The organism is Sphingobium phenoxybenzoativorans (genome assembly GCF_001757355.1).
Lineage (GTDB): Bacteria > Pseudomonadota > Alphaproteobacteria > Sphingomonadales > Sphingomonadaceae > Sphingobium > Sphingobium phenoxybenzoativorans.
This window is the reverse complement of sequence record NZ_MINO01000051.1, coordinates 1-11,303: the sequence shown is the minus strand read 5'-3', so window position 1 is coordinate 11,303 and position 11,303 is coordinate 1. Positions and strand designations below refer to the sequence as shown.

Below are 11,303 nucleotides of genomic sequence, written 5' to 3'. Positions count from 1 at the left end.
GCCATCGCCTCTCAAAGCTGTTAGCTGCGCTTGTGCGCCAACCGGTCCATCCTGTTCGCCATGGAAGCCCGATGGGCGAGGAGCGGATGATGAAAGCGGGCCGGATCGTCCAGAATGCCTATGTCGTTCGCGATCTGGATGCGGCGTGCGCGCAATGGCATCGCATGACCGGCATCGGCCCCTTTGTCGGCGGCGTGGAGGTGGTGCTGGACCAGCATCGCTATCGCGGGCGTCCGGCCGATCCGATCCGGCTGCGCGGCGTGTTCGTCCAGTCGGGCGGCCTGAATATCGAACTTATCCAGCTATTGTCCGATGGCCCCTGCGCCTTTCGCGACATGTTTCCGGGCGAGGCGGAGGGCCTGCATCACAGCGCCATGTTCTGCGACGATTATGCGGCGGAACGGGACCGCTGGTCAGCGGCGGGCTATCCGGTGGTCAGCGAATTTACGACCGGATTTGGCGTCAGCATATGCTACATCGACACGCGCCCGCTGTTCGGCCATTTCCTTGAACTCTATCCCGAAGACCCGATCATCCGGGGCATGTACCGGCAGACTGTGGAGGAAGCGGAAGGCTGGGAAGGGAAGCAACTGATCGTGCCCTGGCGCTGAGCGGCCGAAAATTCAATGGAACTGGAGAGGTGTTACCGATGATCAACCTGCAGCGTACCCACCATATCGGCATGGCCGTCGCCGACATAGAGAAGGCGCAGGAGCAGATCGGCGCGGCGCTGGGGCTGACCTTCGCGCCGGTCCGCAATTTCAACCCGCTGCCCTTCTGGACGCCGGAAAAGGGCAAGCATGAGGTGAATGTGTTCGCGACCTATTCGATCGAGGGGCCGACCCGGATCGAGCTGGTGCAGGGTACGGGCGATTTCTATCATCCCGACCGTTCGCCGGACGCCCGGCATATCGGCGTGTGGGTCGATGACCTGACGGCCGAGGCGGAACGGCTGACGGCGCAGGGGTGGACGACCATCGCCTCGGCCGATGCGCCGGAAAATGGCTGGGGCGTGATCGCCTATCTCGCCCCGCCCATTCCGGGGCTGCTGGTGGAACTGGTGTCGACGGCGCTGAAGCCGGTGATCGACAAATGGCTGGGTGATGCCTAACCGCTTCCGTTCGCCTTGAGCTTGTCGAAAGGCTGTCCTTCTCCTCAAGACAGGGCAGGGCTTCGACAGGCTCAGCCCGAACGGGGAGGGGAACTGGCAGGCAGCTATCACCCCAGGCTGATGGTGCGGACGGGATTGCTTCCGTCCCAGCCGTTCGCCGCCTTCTTCACGAAATCATAGAAGCCGGTGAGGGTGGGGACGCCCGCATAGAGTTCGATCATGTGGCCGTAGCGTTCCACCGCATCCATCATCAGGAAGCGGAAGCCGTCATGCATCTCCGCTTCCAGCGCCGTAGGGAAACCGGCCGCCTCCATCCGCGCCCTGGCGGCGTCGAGATCGTCCACGATGATGGCGACATGGTGGAAGCCCTCCCGTCCTTCGCTGAACATGTCGCGGAAGGCGGAGGGGCCGGGATTATTCTGCTGTACGAATTCGATCATCAACTCGCCCCACTGGCCATAGGCGGAGCTATGGTCCAGATGCGCCTCCACGCCGCGATGCAGGCAGCGGCACAGCGGGATATTGTCCGCGACGAAATAGGGACCGGAACCGAAGGCGGCGGCATGGGCGGCAGCGGCGGCGCGGACATCCTGCACGAAATAGGCGACCTGCCGGATGGGCAGGCCGGAATGGCCAATAGGGATCATGACGCACGCGCCGCAAGGATGGCGGGCAGGTCGGACTCATGTTCCTCCAGTACGAACATGCGGTTATGCGGCCGGTCGAACAGCCTTTCCTCATCAGCGGCGATTTCCGCCGCGACTTCCGGGTCCGCCAGCGCTTCCAGCGTCCGGTCGAACGCGGCGCGGTCGGCGAACCAGATTTCCATCGCCACGTCATAGGGCTTGTCGGCCGGTTCCCCGTCGCCGGGCGAATGCAGGAAACGGCGGGCATAATGGACTGCGCGGCCGGCCAGATATTTCTCGCCGATGCGGGCGTGCACCCCCTCATAATGGCTGATGAACGCATCCATGGAGAGGCCGGGCTTACGCTTCAGCAGCGTCAGGGTCTTGAACATGTCCGCCTCTCCTCATGCCGTTATCCCTTGGATCGGCGGGGCGATCATTTCATGCGAGGCCGTAGCGTCAGCTATGACTTCTCGCAGGTCGGCGCGCAGCCGTCACGGCCCGACCTATGCTTTCTTTTAGGTTCTCCCCGACCCAAGCGGTGCCACACTGTAACGGCTGTCATAAACGACACCAAAGAATAGCGGCCACAAAGGCCATTGCATGAAAACCATGCAGAACGGGGAGAGGTTGAATGAACATCCATCGAGACGCCCGGATTCTATCTTCATTGGGCGCATTCGCCCTTTCAGCATTGATGTTTCCCGCCATGGCGCAGGAGGGGCCGGCCGATGCAGCGGCCGTCGCTCCACAGGCGGGGGATGAAGCGACCGACGCGCAGATCCGCGATATCGTCGTCACCGCCCGCCGCCGCGACGAGACGTTGCAGCAGACGCCGATCGCCATCACGGCCATCTCGCCCGCCCAGCTTGAATCCAAGGCGTCGATCAACATTGGCGATCTGCAGGGTGCGGCGCCGAACGTGCTGATCACCAACCAGAATAGCGGCGCTGCGGCGGCCAACGTGTCAATCCGCGGTCTGACCTTCGCGGACGTCGAAAAGTCGTTCGAGCCGACCGTGGGCGTGGTCGTGGACGGCGTGTTCATCGGCACCAGCACCGGCCAGTTCTTCGACTTTTTCGACATCAGCCAGATCGAGGTGCTGCGCGGACCGCAGGGCACGCTGTTCGGCCGCAACACGATCGGCGGCGTCATCAACATCCGCCGCACACGCCCGACCGGGGAGTTCGGCGGCAAGTTCGAGCTGAGCTACGGCAATTACGACACATGGGCGGGCCGCGCGGTCGTCAATGTACCGATCATCGATGGCGTGCTGGCGGCCAAGGCCTTCTATTTCCACAATCAGAGCGACGGCTACTACCGCAACGGCATTACCGGCCGGCGTGTGGGCGCAAGCAATAACGAGAATTTCGGCGCGAGCTTCCTGTTGACGCCGAGCAGCAATTTCGACGCCTTGCTGACCCTGGAAAAGCAGGTGCAGGATTTCGATCCGGTCAATTCCAACATCAGCCAGACGGGCGAGGTATTCTGCGCTTTCGAACCGGCCGACCAGTGCAACCGGAACACGACCACCGATCTCTACACCGTGTTCAACAGCCCGGCCCATTCCAACTACAAGGCTCCGGCCGCCACGCTGGAAATGAACCTGGATCTGGGCGGTGTGAAGCTGACCTCCATCACCGGCTATCGCGAGGCGAAGGAAGCGCAGACTCAGGACTTCGATGCGTCCTCGTCCGACCTCTATTATGTGAACCGTGTCCAGAGTTTCCACCAGTTCAGCCAGGAACTGCGCGCGGCTGGCAAGATCAGCGACGGGTTCGACTATGTGGTCGGCGCCTTCTTCTACGACTCCAAATATAATCTGGTGCAGGAAACCCAGATTTTCGGCGCTCCGGCTCCGACGCAGGACGTGACGGGCACTTCGCAATCCTATGCCTTCTTCGGCGATTTCAACCTGCAACTTATGGATCAGGTACGCCTCTCGTTTGGCGGTCGCTGGACGCATGACAAGAAAACCAACGAGAATTTCGTCGCACCGGACCAGTTCCCCAAGGCGGGCTATTCGGGCAGCAAGTTCACGCCGAAGATCGGCCTCGATTATCGCCCAAGCGACGACCTGATGCTCTATGCCTCCTGGTCGCGGGGCTATCGTTCGGGCGGCCTGTCGGGACGCGGGCAGACGCTGATCTCCTCCACCACGCCCTATGGCCCGGAAACGGTGGATTCCTATGAAGTCGGCCTGAAAAGCTCCTTCTTCGACAAGAAGATGCTGTTCAACATCGCCGGCTTCTATTCAGATTATCAGAGCCTGCAGCAGAACACGACGATCCCCATTTCCGGCGGCATCGGCAATGAGACGGTCGTGACCAATGTCGGCTCCGCGACGATCAAGGGCATAGAGGCGGAACTGACGGCTAGTCCGGTTCCGGGCCTCACGCTGACCGGATCGCTTGGCTTGCTGCGGTCGAAATTCAAGGGCTTCATCACCCAGGCGCCGGTGGGCGGGGTTCTGACCACCTTCGACTATTCGGCAAACAACCTGATCTACAACCCGCGCGAGACCTTCTCGGTGACGGCGGATTACACCGTGCCCGTCGGCTTCGGCGAGGCGAAGTTCAACGTCAGCTACCGGAATATCGCGCCCTATGATCAGCAGATCTCGCTTGGGCCGACGACGGTCGATGCCAATGGCGTGGTGATCGTGAATGGCAATGATCCGCGCGTGCGGTCCGACCGGCAGGGCCTGTTGGACGCCAGCGCATCGCTGGTCTTTGACCTGAACGGGCACAAGGCGCGGATAACCGCCTATGGCCGCAACCTGGCTGACGATCGCGGCCCGACGGCGGCGTTCACGGTGGCCGGGCTGTTCTCCTTCGCCTCGGCGCGGGAACCCCGGAGCTACGGCCTGCAACTGGGCTTTGAATTTTAAGGCGCTTCATTTCCCCTTTGAAGTTCCTCCCTTGACCCCGCCGGAGACGGCGGGGTCTCTTTTTGTGGAGAGTTGAAGGAGCGGGGAGTGTGAAAAGAAAAGGCGGCGCTCCACACAGGAACGCCGCCCTATCTATTTCAGACCGGAACGTGCTCCTGCGAAAGCAGGAGCACGTTCCCGCCCTCCGAACTGGACTCCTGCTTTCGCAGGAGCACGCCCAAAGGACAGGTTCAGCCTGATTATACCGCCTCGGCAGCCTTTCTCACCGCCGACACATTCTCACCCGCAGTCTTTCCGGCCAGATAACCGAACACCATGCCCGGCCCCAGCGTGCCGCCCGCGCCGCCATAGGTCATGCCCATCGGTGACGCCATGACATTGCCCGCCGCGAACAGGCCGGGGATGGCCGCGCCATCCACATCGAGCACGCGGGCGCGCGTGTCGGTCTGCGGACCGCCCTTGGTGCCCAGGCATCCGCTTTTCACCTCGACCGCATAATAGGGGCCGTCGCCCAGCGGCCCCAGCGTCGCGCGCTTGCTGCCGCGATGGGCGGGGTCGCCCCACCACAGGTCGTTGGCGCTTTCGCCCCGGCGGAAGTCCGGGTCCTCGCCCGCCTCCGCATAGGCGTTGAACGTCTTGACCGTCTTGCCAAGCTGTTCCGCATCAATGCCGACCCGCTCCGCCAACCCCTCCAGCGTGTCGGCGCTCGGTATCCACTGCGGCGGGCGGGCGTCGCCGCCGAAGGAGTCGGGCAGGCCGCCGACAAAGGGCCATTTGGCGTAGAAATCCTGGTTGAAGATCAGCCAGCAGGGCAGATTGCCATATTCGAAGCGGCTGACATCCTGCTCATGGAACGCCGCGCCGAAGGCATTGTAGTTCGACGCCTCATTGGTGAAGCGCTTGCCGTGGCGGTTGACCATCAGCGTGCCGGGCATGGTCCGTTCGTAAGTGAGGAGCTGGCGGCCCATCGGGTTGATTTCGGTAGGCACCTCGATCACCGGCATCCACCACGCCTCGCGCATATTGCCCAGCATCGCGCCTGCCCGCATCGCCATTTTCAGCCCGTCGCCGGTATTGGTCTTGATCGACACCGGATGGGTCAGGGGACCGCGCGTGAAGGCGCGGATCATGTCCTTGTTCCATTCAAAGCCGCCGGTGGCGAGGATGACCTGCCCGGCCCTGACGGTGAAGGGACCGTCCGGTCTTTCGAACCGCACGCCCGCGACCGCGCCATCCTCAATCACCAGTTCAAGCGCGCGGCTCTCGGTATGCGGCTCTATCCCGCGATCGAGGCAACCCTTCAGCAACCGGCCGATCAGGGCCAGGCCCATGCCGCGCTCGTCATTGCGGCGGCGTTGTTCCTTCACCTCCGGTGGGGCGGGGGTGGGGACAGGCTTGCCCAGCGTCGTCTCGCCGATGGTGAAGGTGAAGTCGGGATAATAGGGCGATGTGCCGACCCGGTCCTTCCATGCGCCAAGTTCGCCATAGGGGTAGGTCGGGCATTCCAGCGTCCGTCCGCCCTCCGGCATGCCGCCCGGAAATTCCGGGTGATAGTCCGGGAAGTCGGGAATGGAGTAAAATTCGACCGGGGTGCGCGCCTCCAGGAAATTGATCATCTCCGGCCCGGTGTCGATATAGGCCTCGGCCATCGCCGGATCGATCATGCCGTGGGACAGCGACATGAGATAGGTCAGCGCCTTTTCCCGGCTGTCCTCCTTCCCCTCGGCAAGCTCGTGGGGATTGTTGGGTATCCAGATCTGGCCGCCCGACCAGGCGCTGGTGCCGCCGACCGTTTCGGCCTTCTCGAACACGCCGACCCTTGCGCCGCCTTCATGGGCGGTGATGGCTGCGGTCAGGCCCGCCGCCCCCGTGCCCAGGACAATCACGTCATAGTCGTTCATTGCATCCCTCCAGATGGTGCGCCGTTGCGGCGGTCTTCGATGATCAGGTCGGACGCCCGCCAGCCGACGGCCATGGCGGGCGCATTGGTGTTGCCCGAAACCGGGCTTGGCATGATCGAGCAGTCGACGACGCGCAGGCCGTCGACGCCGCGCACCCGCAGCCGATCGTCGACCACGGCGCGATTGTCATTGCCCATGCGGCAGGTCGCCACCGCATGCGTGCCGCAGAGCGAAAGGCGGCGGAAGGCGCGCAATATATCCGCGTCGCTCTCGCACCGCGCGCCGGGCACCAGTTCCTCGCCGACATAGGGGGCGATGGCGGGTTGGCGCATATAGGCACGCATATAGCGGACCATTGCGACGGCGGCGTGCTGGTCCTCCGCCGTCTTCAGCCAGTTCGGCGTTATGGCGAGGGCTGCGTCGGGATCGGGCGAGGCGATCGCGACATCCCCCTCGCTGGTGAGGCGCAGAAGCTGGCCATAGATGGTCAGGCCGGGCACCCGCTCGACATCGGCCAGCGGGACCGGGAAATTGTCGTCGCCGCGCGCGAAGGTGAAGGCGCCCATGTAAAGCTGGGCATCGGGCCGGTCGACCTGCGGCTCGGTGCGCACGAATGCGCCGACCTCGAACGGGCCGGTGGCGAGCGGGCCGGTGCGGGTCGTGTAGTAGCGCAGCACGCTGACGGCGAGGCCAAGCCCGTGGAAATGATGATTGATGCCGCGATCCTTGACGAGGCGGTAGGGCAGGGAGAAGCCCAGATGCTCGCGCATGCGGCGGCCGACATCGGGGCTTTCGGCGACAGGCGCAATGCCAAGGGCGCGCAGGCCCTCCGGGTCGCCGATGCCCGAAAGCTGCAGCAGCTTGGGGCTGAGCAAGGTTCCGGCCGACAGGATAACCTCGCCCTGGGCGCGATAGTCTATCCTCTGGCCGTTCACGCGCGCGGCGACCCCGGTTACGCGCTTGCCTTCGAACAGCACCCGGTCAACCAGCGCGCCGGTGACGATGTGCAGGTTCGGGCGGCTTCGCGCGGGATTGAGGAAAGCGACGGCGGCGCTCTGCCGTTTGCCGCGCTTGATATTGTGGGGGTAGTAGCCGACCCCTTCCTGATCCTCCCGGTTCAGGTCCTCCTTGCGGGTCAGGTCCATCTGCTCACCCGCCTTGATCAGCGCTTCCGCGACTGGATAGCGGAAGGTGCCGGTGGTGACATGGACAGGACCGCCCGCGCCGCGCTGCTCGTCCGCGCCCAGCGCATGATCCTCTATGGAGATGAAGGCCTTCTTCATCTCGGCCCAGCCCCAGCCTGTGCCGCCGCGCGATTCCCAATCGTCATAATCCTCCGGCTGGCCCCGGATATAGATCATGCCGTTGATGGAGCTTGACCCGCCCAGCCCACGGCCCCGCACCCACATTTCGGATGGAGCCATGCCCTCCTCGCGGGGCTGCTGTATGGCGAAATGCCAGGCATGTCTGGGGTCCAGCACCAGCTTGCCCAGGCCCTTGGGCATGTGGATCAGCGGGCTTGTGTCCGGCCCGCCCGCTTCCAGCAGCAGGACGCGGACTGATGGATCGGCGGAAAGGCGGTTCGCCAGCACGCAACCGGCGGACCCGGCGCCGACGATGATATAGTCGTAAACCTCGCTCACAGGGCGCGCCGCCCGGTTGCATTATGCCCGAAATCCGCCATATCCACCTCCTTCCAGCCACTTGCCGGTTCCATTCACGCGCGGACTCCGGCATTTGTAACGGATGTTATATTGATGGCCCCGGCGGCAAAGCTGGGGCTTGTGATAGGTGGTTACCGACAGTCCATGCCTCCCCCCGTCGACCATGAAGCCAGAAGGCGGCATATCGCCGAAATCGCGGCGGACTTGATCGCGGAGGGCGGTCTCGACCAGGCGACCGTGCGCAAGGTGTCGGCTGCCGCGGGATATAGCACGGCGGTGGTCAGCCACTATTTCGCGGACAAGCGCGAGCTTCTGCTGCTGGCCTATCGCGCGGCGGCGCAGGAGACGCAGCGGCGGTTCGATGCGGCGCGCGCCAACGATCCCCGCGACCTGACCGGCGCGCTGGAGGCGTTTCTGCCCATCGATGCGCAGAGCGCGCGGGCGTGGCGGGTCTATTTCGCTTTCTGGAGCGTCACCGCCAGCGACCCGGAACTGGCCGCCGAACAGAAATGGTGGCTGGCGAATGCCCGGCGGATTATCGGGGAAACCGTCCGCGACCGGTTCGGCATGCGGGATGATCTGGAGATGTGCGCCCAGTCGCTGCTGATCATGATGCAGGGGCTGGCGGTGCAGGCCGTGTTCGATCAGGATCAATGGACAGCGGACAAGCAGCACGCCTTTCTGGAAACGCAGGTCCGGCTGATCACTGGCGAGGCGCAAAACCAGTAATAGTGAGAGGCGTTGCCGCACGCATATGCGCCTAGTCTGTCCCTCCCTTCGGAGAGGAGAGCAGAGCGATGGGCCAGCCCGAAAAACATCCGCTGACGATTGATGGGCGGGAGGCGTCCAACCTGCGTGGCGACCCGATCACCGGGGACCGCTATACCTCCAAAGAGTTCATGCAGCGTGAGTGGGACCATATGTGGACCCGCATCTGGCATGTCGCCGGGCGCACGGCGGAGCTGGAGGAGCCGGGCGACTATATCGTCCACGACTTCATGAATGAGAGCGTCTTTTGCGTGGCCCAGGAGGATGGGTCGATCAAGGCCTTCTACAATAGCTGCCGGCATCGCGGCATGCGGCTGGTCAATGACAGCGCGGCGTCGGACAGTTTCCAATGCCCCTATCATGGCTGGATATGGGGCAAGGACGGCGTGCTTGCCTATGCGCAGGACGCGCACGACTTCCCGCAGGGCGACCCGTGCGGCAAGTTGACGCTGAAGGAGCTGCGCTGCGCCACCTGGGGCGGGTTCGTCTGGTATACGATGGACGAGAATGCGCCGGAGCTGCTCGATTTCCTCTCGCCGATCCCCGAAATCTACAAGAATTACCCGATGGATACGGCGGTCCGGGTCTATTGGCTGAAGGTCGACCTCAACACCAACTGGAAGTTCGCGACCGACAATTTCTCCGAAAGCTACCACACCCGCACCGCGCATCCGCAGGTGCCGCCATGGATCGACCAGGATGTCGATACCGCCCGGCATGAAATGTACCCGAATGGCCATGGCCGCACGGTTCAGCCGATGCGCCCCTCGCTGACCGATCGCCTGCCCGACGGCGTGCCGCATCCCTTCGACTATTTCCTGCGCCAGTGGGACATCGATCCCGAAAGCTATCCCGACTATGAGACCAAGGCGATGCAGGGGTGGCTGGACCTGAAGGCGGCCAAGCGGCGGCTGTGGAAGGAGCGGGGCTATGTTCATTATGAGCATATGGACGATGAGCAGATCACTGACAGCCCGCACACGGTGATGTTCCCCAACGTCACCATATCCTTCCTGCCGGACAATCTGGTGTTCTTCCGCACCGAACCGCATGCCACGGACCCCAATAAGTGTACGTTCGACCTGTGGTGCATGGCCTTCCCCGTCGCCGGGCAGACGGAAGTGGAATCGATCATGGCGGGGCCGCAGCCCCTGCGCGAGGCGGAGATGCAGCACCGCGCGTTCGACGACGGCCGCGGCGTGCCGGAAATCGAAGGGCAGATCGTCTATCAGGACATGATGCTGGCGGAGGGCATGCAGCGCGGCATGCATTCACGCGGCTATGAGGACGCTTATCTGACCGGGCAGGAAACCCGTGTCCGCTTCTTCCATGAAGTCCTCAACGATTATCTGGAAGGGCGAAGGTGACAGGGATTGGGAAGGCGCGACCCTCCGGGATGATGGCTCCAGGTTGCGGGCATGATATTATCGGTGTACGCCGCCTTCTTCCCGCGCCATTGCGCTTAAGGCGCACAGGGCGGCGAGGCCCCCAAGCGCCAGGCTGAACGCGACATTCCCCATCGCCCCAACGGCGAGCATGGCCATATCCATGGCTTTTTCTCCATTCGTTTAAACGCAAATTGCGTGGTTGCGCCCCCGCGCTCCTACGGCTTTGCCGGAAGCCTGCCGGTGTCTGTCCCCCGTTGCTTCCTGTCCCCGATGGTGCGGCGCGGGAGCGGAGCGGTCCATCGGGCGGCGGCGAACGGAGGCTGCCAAGAGGCAGGGCGAATGGGTAAATCCGGCGCTTACTGTCGCAGGCCGCATAGTTCCGTTTCGGAGTGAACGGACTTAAATTGCTGTTTACTCAAGGAAAATGGAAATGCGATTCGTTCGCGGTCCTTTGGGGTGCGCCGCGTTAAGCATTTTCATCCGGCCATGATGCATGTTCGTCGCGGCATGTGCGTCCCGGTCGCTTCCCGTGCCGCGATTGTCGCAATGGAGGGGCATCTGCGTCCGAAAGGGCAAATAGGGCCTCCACCGCCCGATGAGGCGCAGATGATGGGAAGGAGCGACAGATGACCGGCAATTATTTCCGCACCGCGATGACGACCCTGGCTGGCCTGTACGTCACCACGATGTTGCTGGCGGCCGCCTGTTCAACGTCCGGCCTGGGGCATGGCGTTCTCGCCTGACAGCGGCGGCTTGGCCAGGCCAAGCGCCTGTTCGATGGACGCTGTATAGCTGGGACCTACCGTGACATTGGTCGAATCCCGCAGGATCAGGGTGACGCTGCGGCCCGCCCGCCGGATTTCCATCACCCGGTCGGGCTGAACGAAAGCCGATCTGTGGACGCGCACGAAAGAGGTGCCGGCCAGCTTCTCCTCCAGCGCCGACATGGTGGTGC

11 protein-coding genes are annotated in these 11,303 nt (G+C 63.4%); 5 read left to right on the top strand and 6 right to left on the bottom strand.

The annotated features are described in order from the left end of the window. Positions 1-71: 71 nt before the first annotated feature. Both BHQ40_RS18260 and BHQ40_RS18255 read left to right on the top strand, forming a co-directional pair. Positions 72-611, top strand: a complete 540-nt coding sequence (locus BHQ40_RS18260; protein ID WP_070157214.1) for a VOC family protein — start codon at positions 72-74, stop codon at positions 609-611. Between the two features lie 38 nt (positions 612-649). After that, on the top strand, positions 650-1,111 hold the full coding sequence (locus tag BHQ40_RS18255) for a VOC family protein (RefSeq protein WP_070157212.1): 462 nt from the start codon (positions 650-652) through the stop codon (positions 1,109-1,111). A 107-nt stretch (positions 1,112-1,218) separates the two neighbouring features. Here BHQ40_RS18255 and BHQ40_RS18250 read toward each other — a convergent pair whose 3' ends face one another. Both BHQ40_RS18250 and BHQ40_RS18245 read right to left on the bottom strand, forming a co-directional pair. Beyond that, entirely contained in the window at positions 1,219-1,758 is a 540-nt protein-coding gene (locus BHQ40_RS18250; protein WP_070157210.1) for a VOC family protein, read from the bottom strand. Then, positions 1,755-2,129 carry an EthD domain-containing protein gene (locus BHQ40_RS18245; RefSeq protein WP_070157208.1) on the bottom strand — a complete coding sequence of 125 codons (375 nt, stop codon included), beginning with the start codon at positions 2,127-2,129 and terminating at the stop codon, positions 1,755-1,757. Before BHQ40_RS18245 ends, BHQ40_RS18250 begins: the two co-directional genes overlap by 4 nt. A 242-nt stretch (positions 2,130-2,371) precedes the next feature. On the opposite strand from BHQ40_RS18245, the gene BHQ40_RS18240 reads away from it, so the two are divergent. Then, on the top strand, positions 2,372-4,627 hold the full coding sequence (locus BHQ40_RS18240) for a TonB-dependent receptor (protein ID WP_070157206.1): 2,256 nt from the start codon (positions 2,372-2,374) through the stop codon (positions 4,625-4,627). 239 nt (positions 4,628-4,866) lie between these two features. On the opposite strand, the gene BHQ40_RS18235 is transcribed toward BHQ40_RS18240, so the two are convergent. Then, on the bottom strand, positions 4,867-6,528 hold the full coding sequence (locus BHQ40_RS18235; RefSeq protein ID WP_070157204.1) for an FAD-dependent oxidoreductase: 1,662 nt from the start codon (positions 6,526-6,528) through the stop codon (positions 4,867-4,869). Further along, complete coding sequence (locus BHQ40_RS18230; protein ID WP_070157203.1) at positions 6,525-8,171, bottom strand: GMC family oxidoreductase; 1,647 nt, start codon at positions 8,169-8,171, stop codon at positions 6,525-6,527. Before BHQ40_RS18230 ends, BHQ40_RS18235 begins: the two co-directional genes overlap by 4 nt. A 114-nt stretch (positions 8,172-8,285) precedes the next feature. On the opposite strand from BHQ40_RS18230, the gene BHQ40_RS18225 reads away from it, so the two are divergent. Then, positions 8,286-8,921: a TetR/AcrR family transcriptional regulator gene (locus BHQ40_RS18225; RefSeq protein ID WP_083277028.1), complete on the top strand. Its 636-nt coding sequence runs from the start codon at positions 8,286-8,288 to the stop codon at positions 8,919-8,921. 68 nt (positions 8,922-8,989) lie between these two features. Further along, on the top strand, positions 8,990-10,327 hold the full coding sequence (locus tag BHQ40_RS18220; protein WP_070157199.1) for an aromatic ring-hydroxylating oxygenase subunit alpha: 1,338 nt from the start codon (positions 8,990-8,992) through the stop codon (positions 10,325-10,327). A 57-nt stretch (positions 10,328-10,384) separates the two neighbouring features. On the opposite strand, the gene BHQ40_RS26885 is transcribed toward BHQ40_RS18220, so the two are convergent. Continuing rightward, positions 10,385-10,510, bottom strand: a complete 126-nt coding sequence (locus BHQ40_RS26885; RefSeq protein WP_290438439.1) for a hypothetical protein — start codon at positions 10,508-10,510, stop codon at positions 10,385-10,387. Between the two features lie 545 nt (positions 10,511-11,055). Then, positions 11,056-11,303: LytTR family DNA-binding domain-containing protein (locus BHQ40_RS18215; protein ID WP_139139351.1), on the bottom strand; the 248-nt coding region annotated here is incomplete at its 5' end.